The organism is Mycobacterium sp. 852014-52450_SCH5900713, assembly GCF_001667075.1.
Taxonomy (GTDB): Bacteria; Actinomycetota; Actinomycetes; order Mycobacteriales; family Mycobacteriaceae; genus Mycobacterium.
The window spans coordinates 172,942-193,779 of the sequence record NZ_LZIL01000078.1 but is presented as its reverse complement, the minus strand read 5'-3'; the positions used below and the strand labels follow the sequence as shown (position 1 = coordinate 193,779).

Here is a 20,838-nt window from a genome sequence, read left to right as displayed (position 1 = left end):
GCGAGCTGGCGTGACCGGCGGTCATCGGGACACCATCGCGTACCCAGCAAGACCGAAAGCCACTGGCACCATCGCCAGCATTCCAAGCACCGCGTTCAACATTGTTCGCTCATTCCCTTGTGTGCTCACCCGCACGGGGCGTGGCCCAGCAGGCCGTCGGTTTGGGTGAAAACGTGATCAGTTGTCGGCTACCACGGTCGTCGTGCGGGCCGCGCAAAACCATCGCCCGAGGATTGATGTTTAGGGCCGGATGGGTCTAGTACTAGGCGGCGCCCGTATTTGACGTGTTGGTCAATCAGCGCCGCGCATCAGCCGCGCCAATTGGGCGCGGGAGGCAATGCCCAGTTTGGCAAATGCGTTGTGCACGTGGGTCTTCACCGTGTGGGGGGACAGATGGAGTTGCTGTGCGACGGAGCGGTTGGTCGCGCCCTGTGCGATGAGATTGATGACCTTGAGTTCGGAGTCGGTGAGGCTGTCCCAGCCCGTTTTAGCCCGCTGTTGGCTGACGATGCGGCGCTCCACACCTAGTGGGCGCAGCGCGCGGCCGACCCGGCGAGCATCGGCGATGGCTTCGCACTCGATGTAGGCGTCGAATGCTGCGTTCAGCTGGTCGAGCGCTTCGGCATTGCGCTGTGCGCGACTCAGCTCGGCGCCGGCGTCCTCGGCAGCGCCCGCGTACAGAAGCGGCCGCGAAGACGAGTGAAGCAACTGCGCGGCAGCCACCAATGCGTCGGCATCACGCTCGAGTATCCCGCGGGCATATCCGGCGACCCCAGAGAACACGGGCACGGCGGGCCGCTCGCACTCCAGCATCTCGGTGGCCTGCAGGACCCGTGCGCGCAAGCCGGCATCACCGGCGGCCGAGGCCACCCGCGCACTCAAGATCAGCCGATCCAAGGCATAGACCTGCAGTGGCGTTCCGAGTAGGGCGATGTCGCCGCCGAGCCAGCGCACCGCTTCATGAACGTCGTCGCGCTGCCAAGCCGCCAGCGCGAGCACATACGCTGCTCCTCGACGGATGGCAGGTGAGCCGCTCGAGTAGGCATCATGTGCGTCATTAGTCATCTGCTGCAACATGTTTCGGTCATCCGTGCGCACCGCCACCGAAGCCATAATCACGATGCGCAGCAGGTCCGGCTCACTCACGCCTGTCGGCTGTGGGGACGGCAGGGGCTCAGCCGCGTCGCGGGCGGCCGACAACCGGCCCGCAGCGAGGTGAACAATCCCACCAATGACAGTCCACATATTTAGGACCATCGCGTTGCCTTCCCGGCGGGCCTGCACTGCGCCGTCGGCGATCCGGGTCGTCGCGTCGTCCAACCGGCCGACCACTGCCAGCAGGATTGCGAAGTACATTGCGGCATAGTGATGCGCCAAGGCCGCATCATTCGTGTAGCCCAGCGAACAAAGCTGTTCGAGACGGCCTAGGGCGCGGACCCTGTGCCCCTCACCAATGTCGAGCAAAGCGAGGGTGACCTCGGCCATGATCGTGGCCTCGAGATCATCGGTGGCTGCCGCGGCGGCGGCAGCCTCGTCGGCTGCCGTGCGCTGTTGCCCCCTTTTGTCCTGCAACACAAGGTTGTACGCCAGCCACGCCAGGTGCCGCGCGCGGGTGACCTCGCTGATGTCGCTCAACTCGAGCGCTCGGCGATTCTCCTCCGCCCGCCATTGGGTGGTGTGCTTGGTGTGCGCCGGGAGCCGGAGGCGGATCTCGGCCTCGACTTCGGGCGAGACCACCCCTGAGAGCGCCACGACTGCTATTTCTTCGGCCTCACCGTGGCGGCCGGCCCTATTGAGCCACTCCACCGTTTCGGCGACCAGCGATCCATGCTCAGCGTCGTCGGCTGGCAACAGCTCCAACGCGCGCCTGCTTAAGTCCGCGGCCCCACTCGCATCGCCGCGGCCAACCGATTGGGCGGCTTGCCGTAGCGCGTCGATCGCCTCCCGGTCCCCCGGCTCGGCGCTACGCGCCAGCTGGGTGGCCACCTCGGCCGGGGCTGCGCCGATACTCAGCATGACCGACGCCGACTGGCGTTCCATCGCCCGCCGCAGCGACTGCGGCAAGCACTGGCGGGTGGCCTCACGCAGCAGGTCGTGCCGAAACCTCAACTGCTCACCGTCTTCGACGAACAGGTCCGCGCGCACCGCCTCCTCGAGCGCCGACAACAACGCGACCGGCCGACGGTCCAGCATCGCGGCCAGCAAGCCCGCCGAGAACCGGTCGGGCAGCACTGCGGCCACCCGCACCACCTCCGAAGCACCCTCGGAGAGCAGGTCCAGTCGCTGCTGCATACCGACGCCCAGCCGGCGCGGCAGCGCATCTCCGGTGGCCATCGCCCGTCCGCCGCTGACTTTCAGGCGGTTCTCCTCGCCCAAACCCTGCACAAGCTCGCTGACAAGGAATGGATTGCCGTGCGCTTTGGCGGCCAGCGTCAATAGAGACTCATCCGCCGTCGCCCGCACCGCGTCTTGAACCATGTCGGCGACCGCATCCGGCGCCATGGCCCCCAATCGTACGAATGTGGCGTTCGCGCGGTGCAGCACCGACAAGGTTTCCTGCACCGCCGGCCCACCGGCCCCGGTGCGGGCAGTCAAGACCCACAAAACCGCTGCATCCGGGCCTGCGGCGGCCAGCGACCGCAGTGCCAACAGCGTGCCCGTATCGGCCCAGTGAAGGTCCTCCAACACGATCACCAGCGGAGTTTCCGCCGCCGCGGCATTGATCGCATTGTGCAGATCGTTGACCACCCAATAGCCCAGATCCGCCGAGCCGCCCAGTTCGCGCAGTGCCTCGGCGTCTCCAACCGGGGGATCGGCGCGCAGCGTCGCCATGAACAGCGAGAAGAACGGCACCGTTTGCTGATACTCGAAGGCCTCGCCGAATAGTGCCCGAACACCGGCTTTCTCGGCGCGTGCCAAAACCTCGGTCAGCAAGCGGCTCTTCCCGATTCCCGGTGGCCCCTCGATGACCAGTACGCCCCCGTGCCCCTGGGCGACCGCAGCGAGCAGCGCGCCGATCACCTTCAGCTCGTCTGCCCGCCCGCGAATCGGCGGAGTGACCAGGCGCTGGCCGCCGACGTCGAATAGGCCGGTCGAAGACCCCATCGGGTGTCCTGTCTAGCGGATTGTCCACCGCACTGTGCATTGCAGTGCACGTCATTGTAGGCCGTGCACTGCATCGACCAGATTTGCTGTCGGTCAATCCGAAGGCCGCATGAGCTGCGTCAATTGGGCGCGGGATGTGATGCCGAGTTTGGCGAATGCGTTGTGGACGTGGGTCTTGACGGTGTGGGGCGAGAGGTGCAGTGCAGTGGCGACGTCGCGGTTGGTCGCGCCTTGTGCGATGAGGTTGATGACCTTGAGTTCGGAGTCGGTGAGGCTGTCCCAGCCGGTTGCTGCGCGCTGGTGGGTGACGATGCGCCGTTCCACGCCTTGTCGGCGCAGCGCGCGGCCGACCCGGCGGGCATCGGAAATCGCTTCGTGCTCGACGTAGGTGTCGAATGCCGCGTTGAGATGGTCGAGCGCCTCAGCGTTGCGTTGTTCATGGCTCAGCTCGCCGCCGGCATCCTCGGCCGCGCTTGCGTAAAGGAGCGGCCGCGCCGACGAGTGAAGCAACTCCGCGGCCGCCACCAATGCGTCGACGTCGCGTTCGAGGATTCCGCGGGCATATCCGGCCACCCCCGAGAACAGCGGCACCGGTGACCGCTCACGCTCCAGTGCCTCGGTGGCCTGCAGGACACGTGCGCGTAAACCGGCATCGCCGCCGGCCGAGGCCACCCGCGCACCCAAGGCAACCAGATCCAAGACCTCAGGCGTGAGTGGTGTCCCGAGTAGGGTGATGTCGCCGAGCCAGCGCATCGCGTCATGGACGTTGTCGCGCTGCCACGCTGCCAGCGCGAGCACGTGTGCCGCTGCCCGACGTACGGTAGATGCGCCGGTTGGGTACGCGTTACGAGCGTCATTGGCCGTCTGCTGCAGCAAGTTTCGGTCATCGGTGTGCGCCGCCACTTTGGCCAGAAGCGCCATGCGGATCACGTCCAGGTCGGTCGCGCCTGTCCGCCGCGGGCGTGGCAGGGATTCAACCTCGGCGCGAGCTGCGGACAACCGGCCCGCGGCGAGATGAACCCAGGCGTCGATGTCGGCCCAGATATCAAGGGCCATCGCGTTGCGTTCCCGGCGGGCTTGCTCCATTCCGTTGGCGATCTGGGCTGCGGCGTCGTCCAACCGGCCGACCACCGCCAGCAGGTTCGCGTGGTGCGCCGCAAGCAAGTCATGGGCCGGTGTCGGATCACTCGCGCGGGCGAGCGCGCCGGCCTCCTCGAGGCGGCGAAGGGCGCGGCCCGCATAGCCGTCCGCACAGTCGAGACAAGCGAGGGCGACATCGGCCACGATCTTGGACTCGATATCGCCGGTCGCTGCCGCAGCCGCAGCGGCCTCGTCGGCCGCCGCGCGCTCTTGCCCACGCTGGTCGTAGAGCAGGTTGTAGGCCAGCAAGGCCAGATGCCGCGCCCGGGTGACCTCGCTGACGCCGCCCAACTGCAGCGCTCGGCGATTCTCCTCGACCCGCCGCTGGGCACTGTGCATATTGATCGTCGGGAACCGGAGGCGAATCTCCGCCTCCTCCTCCGGCGACGCCGCCTCCGAGAGCGCGGTGACCGCCAATTCTTCGGCCTCGCCGTAGCGGCTGGCCCGGTTGAGCAACTCCACCGTTTCAGCTACCAGTGAGCCGTGCTCAGCGTCATCGTCGGGCAACAAATCCAACGCACGCTTGCACAAGTCCGCGGCCGCACTCGCATCGCCGCGGCCCACCGACTGAGCGGCCTGCCGCAGGGCACCGACCGCCTCCCTGTCCCCGGGCTCCGCGCTTCGGGCCAGCTGGGTGGCGACCTCGGCCGGGGCCGCGCCCATGCCCAGCATGACCGAGGCCGACTGGCGCTCCATCGCTCGCCGCAGCGACTGGGGTAACGACTGCCGGGTGGCCTCACGCAGCAAGTCATGCCGAAACCTCAGCCGCTCACCATCTTCCACGAGCAGATCCGCGCGCACCGCCTCCTCGAGCGCCGAGAGCAACGACGCGGGCGACCGTTCCAGCATCGCGGCCAGCAAGCCCGCCGAAAACCGGTCGGGCAGCACCGCGGCCACCCGCACCACCTCGGAAGCACCCTCGGAGAGCAGGTCGAGCCGCTGATGCATCGTTGCGCCCAGGCGCCGCGGCAACCCGTCTCCGGTGACCATCGCACGGCCCCCGGAGAGATTGAGCCGGCCTTCCTCGCCCAGACCCCCGATCAGCTCGGTGACCAAAAACGGATTGCCGTGCGCCTTGGCGGCCAGATCCAATAGCGATGCATCTGCCCTCGCCCGCACGGCGTCGCAGACCATGTCGGCGACGGCGTCCGGCGCCATGGCGGCCAATCGCACGAACGTGGCGTTCGCGCGGTCCAGCACCGACAAGGTCTCCTGCACCGCAGGCCCGCCAGCCCCGGCGCGGGCGGTCAGCACCCACAAAACAGGCACATCCGGGCGCATTGTGGCGAGCGACCGCAGCGCCAACGCCGTGCCGGTATCGGCCCAGTGGATGTCCTCCAGCACAATCGCCAGCGGGATTTCCGCAGCTGCCGCATGAATCGCGTCGGCCAGATCGTGTACCACCCAGTAACGCAGATCGGCCGAGCCGCCTAGGCGGCGCAACGCTTCCGCATCGCCGACAGGGGGATCCGCGCGCAGGGTTGCCATGAAGAGCGAGAAAAACGGCACCGTCTGCTGGTACTCGAACGCCTCGCCGAATAGTGTCCGAACACCGGCTTCCTCGGCGCGCGCCAAGACCTCGGTCAACAAGCGGCTCTTCCCGATGCCCGGCGGCCCCTCGATGACCAGGACGCCCCCGCGCCCCTGAGCCAGCGCCGCGACCAGCGCGTCGATCACCTTCAGCTCGCCCGTTCGCCCACGAATCGGCGGTATGCGCACGTTCCCCGACGTCCTGGCGGTGCTCACGCGAACAGCCGCCCCCCGACGTGAAGCAGGTGGGCGGAAGGCCTCCCCGTTGTATCGTCCACAGTTGTCGCGACCATTAGCGCTGGTAGCCAGTGTAGGCGTGTTACCGCGCCCCACCTCCTGTGAAACGGCTTCGACCATTTGTTGCGACGCACCTGGCACATTCACGCGCTCGGGTGGGCGCTGACGATCCACGGGAACACAAGGGGCAGAAGTTGGTGGCCTGACCGTCATCGGAGCCCGCCCCTACACGGTGCGGGGGCGTTAGCCTCGCTGGCCCACCACCGCAACGCGAAGTCGCCAGACTGGCTCCGGCGACCCTCGATCGCGAGCGAATGGCGGCGATCGGGATTCTGGATGTCCACCGCGGTGGGTGACCGGCGATCAAAGTTGTCGAAGGCGGTCTGAAACAGCGGCCTCGTCGGTGAGGGGATCGAGCCTGCCTCAAAAAGCGGTTCCGACTCCCCCCGCGACGTCATGCTGCCACCTGGACTTCGACCGACAGATAGTCCGCTATCTCGTGCGTTGCAGGCCAGTCACCATCGCGCACCGCTCGACTGAGCAGCTCTACTAATGGACTGCAGGCGCCCAGCTCGGCCAGCCATGACGCCACTGTCGCCGCGATTTGATCTGCTTGGACGCGTACGGTGCGGCCGTCGTGTAGGCGATCGGTCAGCTGATAGATGGTCATTTCTCCACGCCTTTCGCTGCATCACCGCTGTGGTTGTCGCGCTGCATCGGGTGACTCGAGCGGGGATGGCCGGCCTTGGATCGCCCGGCGGCCAAGCCGCCGTTGCGTTTCGGCGCTGCATCCGCCGCGGCCTCACCATCACTCTTCCGATCCGTCCGATGTGTTAGCTGACATGACCCATGACACCGCCGCGGGCGTACACTGAACGTCTCAATCTGAGCAGGGTTGGCCGTCTCAATCTGAGACGCCAGTATTGGGGGGCGGCTGCACCGCTCTGTCGGGAGCGAGGTCCATGCGTCGATGATCTTGCGGGCCGGCGTCCAAACCGATGTTCGCCGGGTGAGGGAACGGTTCTTGTGCGAGGGGTCCTTGGAGGCGGAGACCTTGCCCCCAAGCGTGCTGGATTCCTGGCGTCGGTCCGAGGCCCTGCACGTTCACCCGGACCGGGTCGAGCTGCCGTATGTGCGTGAACCAAATATGGGTTCGCGGTTGGCGCGTGCGGCCGCGCCGGTGCTGCGGTGCGTCACCGATGACCTGGCTGCGCAAGCTGTCAGCGTCATCCTGACATCAACCGACGCGGTGGTGGTTGAACGGACCGCCGCAGAAGTGTCCATCCTCAACGCGTTGGACAGGGTGAGCCTCATACCGGGCTATAGCTTGGCTGAAGAGGTGGCGGGCACCAACGGGATTGGCACCGCGCTCGAGACCGGGCGGCCCGCGTTCATTTGCGGCGGCGAGCATTTCGTCGCTATGTTCACCGGTTTCGCGTGCGCGGGTTCGCCGATCCGGGATCCGATAACGCGCAGGGTAATCGGCACCGTCAATCTGAGTTGTCTGGCCGACGAATCCGACCCACTGTTGCTCGCGCTGGCTACCAGCGCCGGTCGTCAAATTGAGGATCGCATGCGGGCGGTGGCCCATCAGGGTGAGACTGCGCTGTTGGAGGCGTATCTGCAGCAGGCACGGCGGTCTTCGAGCGGTGTGCTCGCGATTGGTGGCGATGTGGTGTTGATCAACCCCTATCTGCGTCGGGCACTGGACGGCAACGAGCAGACCGCGCTGCTCGAACACGCCTCGGATCTGCTCAGCTCCAAGCTGTCGGGCACGGCGCTGGCTGTTCTGCCAAGCGGGCGCATCGCCAAAATCACTGCCGCCGACCGCTCGACGATACGCAGCGGCCGGACCAATGTCGTTTTCCACGTTGATCTTTCCGCCGAGACGAGCTCGCGCCCGGCGCCAGTCGGCCACTCGTCGTACACCCAAATCCCTGGTCTGGCAGGTCGCAACAGCGCGTGGTTGCGCTGCTGCCAGCAGGTGCGGCAGTGCTGCCGCGACCGAGACTGGGTAATGCTCGAAGGAGAGAAAGGATCCGGCCGGGCACGGTTGGCCCAGGCGGTGGGGCGGGACGTGAAACCGGGCCGAACTGTCCGGGTGATGCGCGCCGAGACCTTCCCCAACGCGACGCGTCTCGTTGCCGAGCTGGCGGCTGCGTCCGGCGATGAGGACTTCGCGGTGGTGATCGGCGACGTGGATGACATCGACAAGGACACACTCGAATCGATCACCTCGATGCTGGCCACGCGCGCAGGCCGGGGATGGATCGCGGCGACCAGGAGTTCCGGGCCTCCTTCAGCACCGATCAAGCAGCTGCTGCCGCTGTTCACCCATACCGTCACAGTGCCGGCGCTGCGACACAGGATTGACGACCTCGAGGAATTGGTGCCTCTGTTGCTGCGTGAGATCACCCGGGGTGCTGATGTGAAGCTTGCACCCGATGCCATGCGCCAACTCAGCAGGCTGCCGTGGCCGGGCAACGTCTCGCAGCTGCGGCGCGTTCTGACCGAAACCGTTGCCCGCCAACGATCGGGAACCATCAGCGCCGACAAGTTGCCACCGGAGTGCCGCTCCATCACGCGGCGGAAGCTGACCCAAATGGAAGCCCTCGAGCGCGACGCGATCGTCCGTAGCCTCCAAGACAACCGTGGCAACAAGCAAGAGGCGGCGCGCGCCCTGGGAATGTCGCGGGCGACCATCTACCGCAAGATAAACGACTACGGCATCGCGTAATCCCCGACGCTTGTCGGCCCAAAAGCATTGGCCCACAGTCATCCCGCGTAGCGCCGCGGCCCCCGTCATTTGCTGTCGCTGCCTCCGGATAGCCAAAGCAGAGGACTGCAGCGCACCGCGGCGTCTTAAAATGACGCGCTCAGCTTTGATTCACCCCGCGCTCGGTGGTGAACCCCGGTTGCCGGGAATTCGGAGAATCACCCGGGTGAATCGGCGACTCGGACGATGACAACTGACCCCGACTAGGCCCAGGATGTGCCCATGGCAACAACGGTTGACCACCCGGCAGCCATCGGCTCGCGGTTGGCTTCGCGCGACCCAGAGCTGACCTGCGCGGTTCGTCAACGACGCGCTCCCGTATCTGAACCAACTCGACGACTCGATGCACTGGATGCGTTGCCCGAGATCGAACTCGCGGACGCGTTGGCGACATTGCCATGAGACAAGTCGTCTTGTGGGCAGTTGTGCTGCTGGCATCGTGGGCGATCGGACTACTGATTGCGGCCTGGATCGTTCCTGCAGTTTCGTTGTCGGCATCGGGGTTCGTCGTCGCCGTAGTGGTGTTCGCGGCAGCGCAGGCGGTCCTGTCATTGTGGATCTTGAAGTTGCCCCATCCGTACGCGTCGCTGTTTCTTGGGGGCACCGGTTTGGCATTGACGATCGTCGCGTTGATCCTCGCGTCGGTCTTGACGCACGGGCTAATTATTGACGGCGTGCCATCCTGGCTGGCCACGACGGTTGTGGTGTGGCTGGTGACAACGATTGGGGCGATTACGCTGCCCGAGTTGCTCATCCGCGACGGGGCCGGCTCCGCTTGACCAAATATTTTGATATCTCATCCGACGACGGAGGGAGCCGTGATGGGAGACACCCATGACGATCCGACGGATCACGCCCGGACCACGCAACCGCACGCGGGTATTGCGATGAAGGATAACTTCTTCTGGCCAGGGCTGATCCTGCTGGTCGTGGCGATGTTCGGCCTGATCAGCACGGCGGCAGCCGCTGCCTATCGACATTACGAATGGCTTTCCACCACGGTGCTCATCGCCGTCCTCGGCGCGGTCGCCGGAGCGCTCTGGCTCATCATCGAGAACCACCGTGTGACCCGCATCGATGCGCAGTGGGACGCCGCACACCCAGGCAGTCGGACGCACCCGCGCACTCGCTGATCACACAGCGGAGCGCCCCGTCGACAATGACGTTCACGGACGTGCAAGCCGTAACGCCTGCGCACCTATTATGATGTTGCACTCCAACATATTTCGTATTTCTGCTTGTGAGTGAATCGCCCCCGCCCCGTTTCCAGGCGCTTCTTCCGTGATCGCCATTGCCGCAATCGCAAACCGATTACTGCCTTACCGCTAGCGATACTCGCCAAATCGCCCGGGTGAATCAGTTTGCGGGGTGATGTCCACTCATCCCACCTCACTGAATGCTGGCTTAACAGATCGCAGCCGAGGATACGTGGAACCGAACCTTGTACCCGGTCTGCGTTCGGAGCCGCATAAGTGAGCAACGGGTCGCGGTGGTGGTGGACACCTTGCTGCGTTAGCCACCGCAGAAACCATCGCCACAAATTGGAGAAATCAGATGAGGCGTCGCCAATTTCAACGACCGGCTGCTGAATGCGCATCCGGCGCCGCGCGAACACCATGGCTGCCGCATCGAATCCGGGACGCCGCCGCGTCTGCCCGGCGTTGGGCCCATCGGAAAGGAGATGCCGTCATGGAGACCGTGCCGACGATCGAAGATCAACTACACGCGCTGCAGCCCATCTGTAGTGCCCAGGGCGTGTCGACCGGCATTGCGTGCGGTGCGCCGGCGGTCGCGGTCGCCGAGATACACGCCGTCGACGGATGTGACCAGATGGGGCTAACCCCAGACGGCGACCTCATCGAGACGCTCTGTCAACCCTGTCTGGCTACCGTGCAGTGGGCGATGGCGACCTACGTCGGCGATAAACGCGAGGTGGCGTCCCGATGCGGCACACATCCGATGTGCGCCACATGCGGGCGTCCCACTGGATACCTGCGCAGCATCTTTGCCGTCCGCTCGATCGGGCTCGACGGGCTGGCGCCATGACGCGATTACGCATTGCCTCCCTGTTTGTGGCTGTGGCGGCCGGTGATTATGCGGTCCTCGTGTTGATCAATGGTCAGCTGGTCGATTTCGGCGTCGCCGCCGCCGTTTGTGCGGGATCCTTGGTTGCGGCCGGGATGATCGCCTGCGGGGGTAGGCGACGCCGCAAGGCGTTGGGGCGGGGACGAGCGGCCGTCTGGGAGCGCCGTGACCATCAGGCGGCTGCCGCCGGCCAAGAGTGCCCGGTGTGCGGAGGTGCATGTCAAAGACTGAGTGCATCACCAAGATTCGCCGACCGCCAGAGTGCGCGCTTATGCCGGGCATGCGCGTCGGCCGTCAAACCAGAGCTGGCACAATGAGCCCGGGGCCTGGCTCGGCGCCAGTGCACCATGACTGTGACACCGCGGCCGCGAGATGGCGGCGACTGGCGCTGACACCGCGCTGGCTGCGGTGGAACGCTGAACCTCGCCGTCTTGGGTAAGGGCAGCAGCGCTTGAGATGTGAACCCAGAGTCCTCCTGTCGCCGGCCTGATGCTCGCCGATCCGCCCAGTGATGCCTATGCATTCACCCGGGTGAATTAGCTCGCCGGGTGATGACGACTCACCCCGCGTCGGTGAACGCTGAATCATCAGCTGGCGAGCGGAGGATCAAGTGCAGCCGACGATGTACCGGATCTGCATTCGGGGCAGCCTGAGCGAGCGGCTCGGGTCCGCGCTAGAAGGGATGAGCCTGCAGGCCGGTCCGGCCGGAACCGAATTTACCGGTGAAATCCGCGACCAGTCACAGCTTTACGGGCTCCTGGACCGGGTCCGTGATCTGGGCCTTGAGCTCGTCAGCGTACAACCGCAACCCACGGCTGACCCGGCGACAACACCCAACATCAGGAAGGACGTGTAATGCAAGCCATCACTGTTTCAGATCGGGACGCCGGTGTCGCTGGCCTGTCGCTGACCGACCTGCCTTATCCCCAGGCCGCCGACAACGATGTCGTCGTGCGGGTACACGCCGCGGGTTTCACACGCGGGGAGCTTGACTGGCCGCACACCTGGATCGACCGCGCAGGCCATGACCGGATGCCGAGTGTGCCCGGCCACGAGCTTTCGGGCGTCGTGGTTGAGTTGGGCTACGGCACAACACTTTTAAGCATCGGTCAGCGGGTGTTCGGGCTCGCCGATTGGGCCCGCAACGGCTCGCTTGCGGAGTACACCGCTGTGGAAGCCCGCAATCTGGCACCGCTGCCGATGGACATCGACCATGTTGTGGCGGCGGCGCTGCCGATCTCTGGATTAGCCGCCTGGCAGGGCCTGTTCGACCACGGCCGCCTCGTACCCGGACAAACGGTTCTGATCCACGGTGCCGCGGGTGGGGTTGGGTCGATAGCGGTGCAGCTGGCTCGCGAGGTCGGTGCGCGCGTCATCGGTACCGGCCGGACCGCAGACCGAGACCGGGCGCGGGAGGTCGGCGTCCACACCTTCGTCGATCTGGAGACCGAAAAGCTAGAGGACGCCGGCGAAGTCGACGTGGTGTTTGACGTGATAGGCGGAGAGGTCCTCGACCGATCGGCTGCTTTGGTGCGGGCCGGCGGAACGCTCGTCACCATCGCCGAGCCGCCAAAGACCCAGCCGCGCGACGGGCGGGCAGTTTTCTTCCTGGTCGAAGCCGATCGCGCCCAGCTGGCCGAGCTCGCCGTGCGAGTACGCGATGGACGCCTCAAACCGGTGGTGGGTGCCGTGCTGCCATTGGCCGAAGCTGCCACCGCATTCGCTAACGGCAAGCGCGTCCCTGGCAAGACGATCCTGCGCGTCGCAGAAGATTGAAATGGAACCTTTCGTGATTGGAGTGCGTGCACGCGTGCATACACTCGTTTGCTCGCGTGTTACTGGGAGGCGTCTTACCCCCACGTCGGTCCACCGAACCCTTTGGGGTACAACAGAAACAAGCGACCGCGCGCCGTCGCTGCCAGCTACCGGTGCCGGTTACGGGGTGCGATCCGTCTCCGGGCGTGCGCGGGTCAGCCCAGATCGTGCAATCACCTCAGCTAGTCGTCAAGACATCCGAAGCGAAGGCAAGTCAAAAATGGTCTTAAAAATACCACTCGCCGCTCTCACTATTGCGGTGTTGCTCGCGCCCGCGGCCCATGCCGAACCGGCGCCAGAGAACTCTGATCAAAACCCGGTTGTCCGAACAGTTTTCAATCAACCGACCAACGTTCCGGGCAAATCATTTGAAGCAGTGACCGTGAGCTATCCGCCCGGAGCAAGAAGCGGAGCTCACCACCACGCGAAATCGGCGTTCATCATGGCCTACGTGATCTCCGGAGCGATCCGCAGCCAAGTCGAAGGTGAGCCTGCACGCATCTATCACGCCGGTGAGACTTGGAGTGAAGCCCCCGGCGCACACCACACGATCAGTGAAAATGCCAGCGCCACCGAACCTGCTGAACTTCTCGCCGTCTTCCTACTCGATACGGGCGACGCCCCGCTCACCACGGCCGACAACGCGAGAACTGAGCCGACGCGTTAGCGATCCAGAAGTTTGGATTGCTCGACATGAACGAATTTGACGACAATCATCCATCGCCGCAATACGACACAGCGGGAGCAGTCCATGCGCACGCGTGATTCGAGCCAGCTTGTCCAGATAGCCCTACGGTTGTCGCTCGCGGCGGCCTTTCTGTCCGCTGTTGCCGACCGATTCGGTTGGTGGAAGCCGTTTGGGCAGGGTAGCTGGGGGAGCATGGGAGCTTTCGCCGGCTATGTCCACAGGCTTGTTCCGTTTGCTTCCGGATGGCTATTGACCGTCATTGTCTGGGCCGCCACCGTGACCGAAGCGACCCTGGGCGTTTTGCTCCTGACCGGCTGGCGGCCAAGACTCATCGGCGCGGCGACTTGCTTGGTGCTCATAGTATTTGGAACCGCGATGGCCGTATCCCTGGGCGCAGAATCACCCCTTAGCTACAGCGTCTTCTCCGCTGCAAGCGCAGCCGCAGCCTATGCAACACTTGGCACAGCCACCGTTAACAACCGCCCCTGGCGCCGTGTCGAATCCGCACATTCGACGCATGCCGACTGGTGCCGTTGCAGCCGGCCAACGTTGCCGATTATTGGACGTGACGGTAGATGAAAGCCGGCCAAGACTTCGACGTGGTCGTCATGGGCGGCGGGGTGGGCGGCGTGGCCGCCGTGCGAAAGCTTGCGTCGGCAGGCTTTGCGGTAGCGCTCATCGAGGATCGTCTAGTCGCTGGGGAGTGCCATTACTGGGGCTGCAACCCGAGCAAAACACTGCTTCGTCCGATCGAGGTGTTCAACCTAGCGAAGGCCGTCCCCGGGGTGCGAGAGACCGTTTCGGACGAAGGACTGGACATTGCGGCCGTCTTCGCCAAACGCGACGCGATCATCGAGCACCTCTCGGACCAAGACCGAACAGCATCACTGCGGCAAGCGGGTGTAGCGGTGTTTCATGGGTTCGGCCGGTTGAGCGGCGAGCGAACAGTGCGGGTGGCGTGTGCCGATAACACCCAAGCCGTTTTGGAGGCACGCCACGCGGTCGTGGTGGCCACCGGCACACGTCCTAACGTGCCGGAGATACCTGGGTTGGCGCAAGCACGCCCGTGGACCAATCGGGACTTGACGACCATGACGGCAGTGCCGCCTCGCGCGCTGGTGGTGGGTGGCGGCCCCGTCGGTGTGGAGTTCGCGACAATCCTCACCGGTTTGGGCTCGGCGGTAACACTTCTGGTACGCGGGAATGCTCTGCTTCCCGGCTGCGAACCCGAAGCCCGCGACCTGGTCGCGCAGTCGCTGCGAAGCAAAGGCCTCACGATCCACTTTGACACGGAGTTGTCGGCGGTAGCCCGCCCCGTGGCGGGCGGGCCCGTCACCGCAACTTTCGACGGCCAGACCATCGAGGTAGACGAGGTCGTCCTGGCTGCCGGACGGCGCACCAACACAGACGACATCGGACTGGAAACCCTTGGCCTGCCGAGCGGCGGATTCGTCGCTGTTAACGACCATCTCCAGGCGGTCGGCGTCACAGGCCACTGGCTGTACGCCTTAGGCGATACCACCGGGCGCGCTCGGTTGTCGCATATCTCCACCTATCACGGCCATCTCGTGGCCGACATCATCGCGGCGCGGGCCGCGGGGCGAGAACTCAGGGAGAACGAGTTGGCCGCCCGTGATGCGGGCAGCCTCGCGCAGGTTATCTTCACCGAGCCTCAAGTCGTCAGGGCGGGGCGCTCCGAAAGTCAAGCCCTAGCAGAGGGGTTCGTGGTGCGGACGCGAACTGCCTGTTACCCCGGCACACTGTCGTTCCTGGCCCTTTTCCGGGATGGTTTCCAGGGATGGGCGAAGTTGGTCATCGACGCCGAGACGAACACACTGCTCGGGGCGACATTTGTCGGCCCGGAGTTCTCCGAACTAGTGCAAGCAGCCACCCTGGCTATTGTCGCGAAAGTTCCAGTCAGTCTCCTGCGCCATGCGGTCGCGCCACATCCGACGGTCAATCAGGTCTGGGATCTGCTACTCGACCAAGAGTCCGAACTTGCCCCGTTACCGGAAAACGCGGGGCAGAAAACACAAGACAGCGATCAAGCGAATCACCTTGCTTACCAGACTGGTTAGACAACGATTCTTGAGAGGAACCAAAATGATGTGCGCCTGGTTGGTCGTCTCACCGTGACCATGCTCGCAGCGGGGGTCCGAGCTTTCGGTGGCGAAGTGGAGACGATCGAAGTTGACGAACCGCGGCCGTTGGCTAACGACGAGGTTCTCATCGACGTTCGCAGCTCAGGAGTCGGCAATTGGGACGACATCATTCGCACCGGTGGCTGGGACGTCGGCATCAGCCCTCCGCTGGCGCTCGGTGTCGAGGCCGCCGGGGTCATCGCGGCCGTGGGTGCCCACGCGAAGGGATTCAGTGTGGGTGATGAGGTGCTGTGTCACCCGGTGCCGCTGCGCGACCAAGGTACGTGGGCGCCCTTTTTGATCGCAGCCGTGGGATCGCTAGCCCGTAAACCGCAAGGGATTTCGTGGGAGACCGCAGCGATCTTTCCGGTGCCGGCGTTGACCGCCGAGCAGGTGGTCGGCGAGACGTTGGCCCTTCACGCTGGAGAAAGGTTGCTCGTTCACGGCGCGGGCGGAATCACCGGCGGGCTCATCGTGCAGCTCGCCGCCCTGCGCGGCGTCGACGTGCTCGCCACCGCCAGCCCGCGGAGCGCCGACCGAGTCCGGGGGTATGGCGCGCGCGAAGTAATCGACTACCGCGATCGGATGTGGCCACAACAGGCAAGGGGATTGGCGAAGAACCCCATCAACACCGTCGCTAACGCAGCCCCCAGCGGTGCCGCTGCGGCGATGACCGCGCTTGCCGACGGCGGCCGGCTGGCCACCATCACTCCCGACCCGCCCGCATCCACTCGCGGCATCGGCGTGACCGCGGTTTACGTCCGTTCCGACGGCGCTCAACTCGACCGCCTGACCGCGCTACTCGCCTCGCATCGGCTGAGTATGCCAACCCCGCGTTCCTGCGGCCTGGATCAGGCCGCCTACGCCCTCGCACAAGTGGTCGCAGGCCACGAGCCCAGCGGAGTGGTCATCAAGACAGACACCTGACGAAGATGCCATCACACACCGAAAAACCTCACACTACCAAGGAGTCTCGAGATGACCACCATTACCCGGATCCGCACCGGAGTGGCCGATCACATCGGCCAATACGCCGACGCTGTCGCCGTATCCGGCGGCGGCACAGAGATTTTCGTCTCCGGAACGCCCGGGGTGCGCGAAGACGGTACTTTGCCCGAGGACTTCGCCGACGAAGCCCGGCAGTGCTGGGCCAATGTCGAAAAGGCGCTCGCCAAGGCCGGCGCCAAGCTCACCGATATCGTCTACATGCGTCAATGGGTCACCAGCCGTGACAACGCGTCCGCCTACCTGGCGGTGAGCAAAGAGATCATCCGCCACGAACCCGCCGCAATGTTCAGCATCATCGAAGGGCTGGTGTGGCCAAACATCCGCGTGGAAGTCGAAGTCACGGCCATCCTACCGGCATGAGCGATTACCCCATCATCGACTTGTCCACTGACGCACTGCTGACCACGACCCGCTCCGTGCGCAAACGTCTCGATTTGACCAAACCTGTTCCCATCGGCCTGATCCGGGAATGCCTGGGGATCGCGGTGCAGGCACCCGCTGCAACTACACCGGGACGACCTTCCGCCGTGCCTCGGCGGATTCCGGTCGGCGATGTGGTGCATATCGATCGGTGGTGAGCAAGCCAATGACTGACGCACACAACGGTTCTGACGCTCGGTCATCGCCACTCGCCGAACGGTGGCGGCAGTGACGTTGCGCGATGCGGCACCGACCAACCGTGCGATGGTGGTTGCGGTGATGGTGTCAATGGTCGCGTTCCTCGACTCCACGGTCATCAACCTGGCTTTGCCGGCCATCGAGCACGACCTCGGCGGCGGTCTGGCGTTGCAGCAATGGATCATCGATGGCTACCTTCTGGCAACGGCGGCCGCGATTCTTCCCGGCGGGTCCATTTCGGATTTGTTCGGACGCGTTCCGGTGATGAGGTTCGGGCTGTTGGCGTTCGGGGCGGGCTCGGTTCTGGCGGCGGCTGCCACCTCACCGGCGATGCTGGTCACCGCGCGCCTCATCCAGGGGCTGGGTGCGGCTTTCCTCGTGCCGGGTTCGCTGGCGCTGATCAACACGGTGTTCGACAAGGCACGCCAGTCCGCGGCGATCGGCGTCTGGACCGGGTGGACGGGAACGGCCTTTGCGTTAGGCCCCCTGCTGGGCGGGATGTGCGTCGATTTCTTGGGTTGGCGTTGGATTTTCGTGTTGTCATCGATACCAATGGCGGTCGCGTATGCACTCACGTTCTGGCTGTGTCCGATGTCGGGGCGCGTCGAAGGCGCCCGTGTTGATACCCCCGGGGTGGGCTTGTCGGCGGTAGGGTTGGCGGCGACCGTATACGCGTTGATCGAATCGCAACGCGACGGCTGGACCGTCCCGACGGTCTTCACACCAGCGGTGATCGGGATCGCCGCACTGGCCGGCTTCGTGAGTTGGCAGCACCGCAGCAGGTCTCCGATGCTTCCGTTGCCGCTGTTCAACTTTCGTAACTTCGCTGCCGCCAACCTCGTCACCGCGTTCGTCTACGGCGGGTTGACGCTGGGATCACTGGCGATCGCCCTCTACACCCAAGAAATCGGCGGATACTCAGCCACCGCGGCCGGACTGGCCACCCTGCCGATCCCGGCGCTGTCGTTCCTATTCGCCCGCCATGTCGGCCGCATTGCCGCCCGGCTGGGACCACGTGCGTTCCTGATTGTCGGCCCCGCTTTGGCGGGGATCGGGCTGCTCCTGATCCGCCCGAAACCTATTTGTTTCCAAGCGATCACCGACCTGGTTCCCGGGATGACCGTGCTGGCCATCGGGCTGGTCGTGACGATCACACCGCTGACGTCGGTGACACTGGCGTCGGTGCCGACCGAGAACAGCGGGGTGGCGTCGGCGATCAACAACGGCGTCTCGCGTTTGGCCGCGCTGGTATCGATCGGGTCCCTGGGCCTGATCAGCACTGGTACGGCGAGCGCCATCGGATTCGCCCACGTGTTAGAGCTGAGCGCGGCACTCTTCGGCCTTGGCGCATTATGCGCCGCGCTGTTGATAACCAATCTCCCTGCGTGTCAACCTGTGCCCTGCGACATCGCGGCGCTATGCCGCGACCGGCCCGGTGTGCAACCCGCCCTGGCCAGCAGCCCCTCAGCCGCGACTGAACCATCACCTCCGCAGTAATCGTTCACCCGACCGACCCAATCACGCTTCGGTTCACGGCGGCGTACTACTCACCCCGGGTGAATAGGTGGTTGGGGTGATGACAACTCACCCCGCCTCGCTTCATGCTCAGTACGACCAGACCCGGGCGGGATCGTCACTTCCTTTGCGGGGCGCCTCATCACGGGCCGTATGCGGCGTCGATACGAAGAGCCCATCGGTGAGACTACCGACTTTCGGCGGTTCGAACGGCGGCGGAAGGCACGAAACCGAAGTGACCAATCAAACGCAACTCTGAAAGGTTCATCATGAAGATCGTAGTCATGGGCGGGCGCGGGCTGATCGGCTCGAAAGTAGTTTCCAAACTCAGCGTGCAGGGGCACGACGTGATCCCCGCCTCACGCCGATCAGGTGTCGATTCACTCACCGGTGAAGGCCTTGCCAACGCCGTCGCCGGCGCGGATGTCCTGGTCGACGTGGCCGATTCACCACTGTTCGACGACGGACCTGTGATGCATTTCTTCACAACCACGACCACGAATCTTCTTTCTGCTGAACGGGAAGCGGGAGTCAAGCACCATGTCGCATTGTCCGTAGTGGGCGCGCAGACCATGCCAGATAGCGGTTACAACACCGCGAAAGCAGCTCAGGAAGACCTGATCAAGGACTCGGGCCGGCCCTATTCGATCGTGCGGGCAACTCCGTTCTACGAATTCGCGGTTGGCTTGGCCGATTCCGCGACAGACGGAGACATTGTCAGGTTGCCCCACGCGTTGTTCCGTCCTATCGCGGCCGACGATGTCGCCACCGCCGTGGCCCGCGCGGCGGTCGGGCATCCCATCAACGGAGTAACGGAGATCGCTGGACCCGAAGCAATGGGAATGGACGACTTCGTCCGCACGGGCCTTGCCGCCATTGGTGATCAACGTCAGGTCGTGACTGACGCCCAGGCGCCATACTTCGGTGCCGTGATCGACGATCACGCCCTCGCCCCCGACGAGAACGCCACCATCTTCACTACTCGGTACTCCGACTGGATCGAAGCACATTTCAGCCGCCGCGTTTAGGGACATTGGATGGCAACAGGAGTGATCCCAATCGCGCAGGTCTGCTTGCGTTCGCAACAGGCAGGTTTTCAAGTCTCCATCGTCGACTCCGGGCATTGCCTTGCTTCGCAAGCTTGCGCCAAAGCTTCTATTCGAAGTCGCGAGCCTGCGGGCCGAACACGTCATCGGAGAGCGCCCGCTCAACGCCTGACCCGTGAGCCTTTGGTAAACGGCTTGTCACATGCGAGGCTGCTGACATGGTCATCCAGATCGCCCGCCCCAAGCTCGAAGGAAACGTCGCCGTGGGCGAGGACCGCCAGATCGGGTTCGCCGAATTCGGCGACCCGCAGGGGCGCGCGATGTTCTGGTTGCACGGCACCCCCGGCGCTCGCCGGCAGATCCCGGTCGAGGCCCGCCTCTACGCCGAAAACAACAAGATCCGGCTGATCGGCCTGGACCGCCCCGGAATCGGCTCGTCGACACCCCATCGGTACGAGAACATCCGGGCGTTCGCCGACGACCTGCGGACGATCGCGGACACGCTCGGCATCAACGACATGGCCGTCATCGGCCTGTCCGGCGGCGGTCCGTACGCCCTCGCGTCCGCCGCGGCGCTGCACGAAAGGGTCGTGGCGGCCGGCGTGCTCGGCGGCGTCGCGCCCTTCCTCGGCGAGGAGGGGATCACCAGCGGCCTGATGAACCTGGGCAAGCGGGTGGCGCCGCTGCTGAAGCTGGGCGGTGACCCGCTGCGGATCGGCGCGAGCCTGGTGGTCCGCGCGATCCGGCCGGTCGCCAATCCCGCGCTGTATCTGTATGCCGCGATATCGCCCGAAGGCGACCGGCGCCTGCTCACCCGGCCCGAGTTCGGAGCGATGTTCCTCGACGACCTGCTCAACGGCAGCCGCAAGCAACTCGCGGCCCCCTTCAACGACGTCATCCTGTTCACCCAGGACTGGGGATTCCGGCTCGACGAGGTCAAGGTCCCGGTGCGCTGGTGGCACGGCGACAGCGACCACATCGTCCCGTTCGCACACGGCGAGCACGTCGTGTCGCTGCTGCCCGACGCCGAGCTGCTCGTGCTGCACGGCGAGAGCCACCTCGGCGGGCTGGGGCGCGGCGAGGAGATCCTGTCCACCCTGATGAAGATCTGGGACGAGCGGGACTGACCCGGTG

17 protein-coding genes and 1 pseudogene are annotated in these 20,838 nt (G+C 65.0%); 15 read left to right on the top strand and 3 right to left on the bottom strand.

Going from position 1 to position 20,838, the window contains the following annotated elements:
• Positions 1-291: 291 nt before the first annotated feature.
• The 3 genes from A5773_RS23955 to A5773_RS25800 all read right to left on the bottom strand — a co-directional run bounded on the left by A5773_RS23955 (position 292) and on the right by A5773_RS25800 (position 6,682).
• Complete coding sequence (locus A5773_RS23955; protein ID WP_067792954.1) at positions 292-3,105, bottom strand: LuxR family transcriptional regulator; 2,814 nt, start codon at positions 3,103-3,105, stop codon at positions 292-294.
• Positions 3,106-3,198: 93 nt separating this feature from the next.
• Positions 3,199-5,991 carry a LuxR family transcriptional regulator gene (locus A5773_RS23950; RefSeq protein WP_066944875.1) on the bottom strand — a complete coding sequence of 931 codons (2,793 nt, stop codon included), beginning with the start codon at positions 5,989-5,991 and terminating at the stop codon, positions 3,199-3,201.
• A gap of 475 nt (positions 5,992-6,466) precedes the next feature.
• Positions 6,467-6,682, bottom strand: a complete 216-nt coding sequence (locus tag A5773_RS25800) for a hypothetical protein (RefSeq protein ID WP_082948373.1) — start codon at positions 6,680-6,682, stop codon at positions 6,467-6,469.
• 369 nt (positions 6,683-7,051) lie between these two features.
• Here A5773_RS25800 and A5773_RS23945 point away from each other — a divergent pair, with 369 nt between their 5' ends.
• The 15 genes and pseudogenes from A5773_RS23945 (at position 7,052) to A5773_RS23880 (ending at position 20,831) form a co-directional block, all read left to right on the top strand.
• Entirely contained in the window at positions 7,052-8,749 is a 1,698-nt protein-coding gene (locus A5773_RS23945) for a sigma-54-dependent Fis family transcriptional regulator (protein ID WP_304441419.1), read from the top strand.
• A gap of 437 nt (positions 8,750-9,186) precedes the next feature.
• Entirely contained in the window at positions 9,187-9,567 is a 381-nt protein-coding gene (locus A5773_RS23940) for a hypothetical protein (protein ID WP_067792948.1), read from the top strand.
• A gap of 42 nt (positions 9,568-9,609) precedes the next feature.
• Positions 9,610-9,921, top strand: coding sequence for a protein UsfY (gene usfY, locus A5773_RS23935; RefSeq protein ID WP_156659082.1), 312 nt, complete (start codon positions 9,610-9,612; stop codon positions 9,919-9,921).
• A gap of 556 nt (positions 9,922-10,477) precedes the next feature.
• A complete protein-coding gene (locus A5773_RS23930) occupies positions 10,478-10,834 on the top strand; it encodes a phosphoenolpyruvate carboxylase (RefSeq protein ID WP_231989125.1) in 357 nt (118 codons plus the stop codon).
• A 649-nt stretch (positions 10,835-11,483) separates the two neighbouring features.
• On the top strand, positions 11,484-11,729 hold the full coding sequence (locus A5773_RS23920; RefSeq protein WP_082948372.1) for a hypothetical protein: 246 nt from the start codon (positions 11,484-11,486) through the stop codon (positions 11,727-11,729).
• Entirely contained in the window at positions 11,729-12,649 is a 921-nt protein-coding gene (locus tag A5773_RS23915; protein ID WP_067792945.1) for an NADP-dependent oxidoreductase, read from the top strand. Before A5773_RS23920 ends, A5773_RS23915 begins: the two co-directional genes overlap by 1 nt.
• Before the next feature lie 259 nt (positions 12,650-12,908).
• Positions 12,909-13,355, top strand: coding sequence for a cupin domain-containing protein (locus tag A5773_RS25795; RefSeq protein ID WP_082948371.1), 447 nt, complete (start codon positions 12,909-12,911; stop codon positions 13,353-13,355).
• Positions 13,356-13,439: 84 nt separating this feature from the next.
• Positions 13,440-13,955 (top strand): hypothetical protein, encoded by a 516-nt coding sequence (locus tag A5773_RS25790; RefSeq protein ID WP_232001988.1) that lies wholly within the window; start codon positions 13,440-13,442, stop codon positions 13,953-13,955.
• Positions 13,952-15,454 (top strand): NAD(P)/FAD-dependent oxidoreductase, encoded by a 1,503-nt coding sequence (locus A5773_RS23910; protein ID WP_067792942.1) that lies wholly within the window; start codon positions 13,952-13,954, stop codon positions 15,452-15,454. The genes A5773_RS25790 and A5773_RS23910 overlap by 4 nt, the downstream gene beginning before the upstream one ends.
• Positions 15,455-15,550: 96 nt before the next feature.
• Positions 15,551-16,444 carry an NADP-dependent oxidoreductase gene (locus A5773_RS23905; protein WP_232001967.1) on the top strand — a complete coding sequence of 298 codons (894 nt, stop codon included), beginning with the start codon at positions 15,551-15,553 and terminating at the stop codon, positions 16,442-16,444.
• Between the two features lie 51 nt (positions 16,445-16,495).
• Positions 16,496-16,885: a Rid family hydrolase gene (locus tag A5773_RS23900; RefSeq protein WP_067792936.1), complete on the top strand. Its 390-nt coding sequence runs from the start codon at positions 16,496-16,498 to the stop codon at positions 16,883-16,885.
• Positions 16,882-17,031, top strand: a pseudogene (locus tag A5773_RS23895) (oxidoreductase); the annotation flags it as partial. The gene A5773_RS23900 and the pseudogene A5773_RS23895, both read left to right, overlap by 4 nt.
• Before the next feature lie 142 nt (positions 17,032-17,173).
• Positions 17,174-18,640 (top strand): MFS transporter, encoded by a 1,467-nt coding sequence (locus A5773_RS23890; protein ID WP_232001965.1) that lies wholly within the window; start codon positions 17,174-17,176, stop codon positions 18,638-18,640.
• A gap of 287 nt (positions 18,641-18,927) precedes the next feature.
• A complete protein-coding gene (locus A5773_RS23885; RefSeq protein ID WP_067792933.1) occupies positions 18,928-19,686 on the top strand; it encodes an SDR family oxidoreductase in 759 nt (252 codons plus the stop codon).
• Positions 19,687-19,922: 236 nt separating this feature from the next.
• A complete protein-coding gene (locus tag A5773_RS23880; RefSeq protein WP_067792930.1) occupies positions 19,923-20,831 on the top strand; it encodes an alpha/beta fold hydrolase in 909 nt (302 codons plus the stop codon).
• Positions 20,832-20,838: the final 7 nt, after the last annotated feature.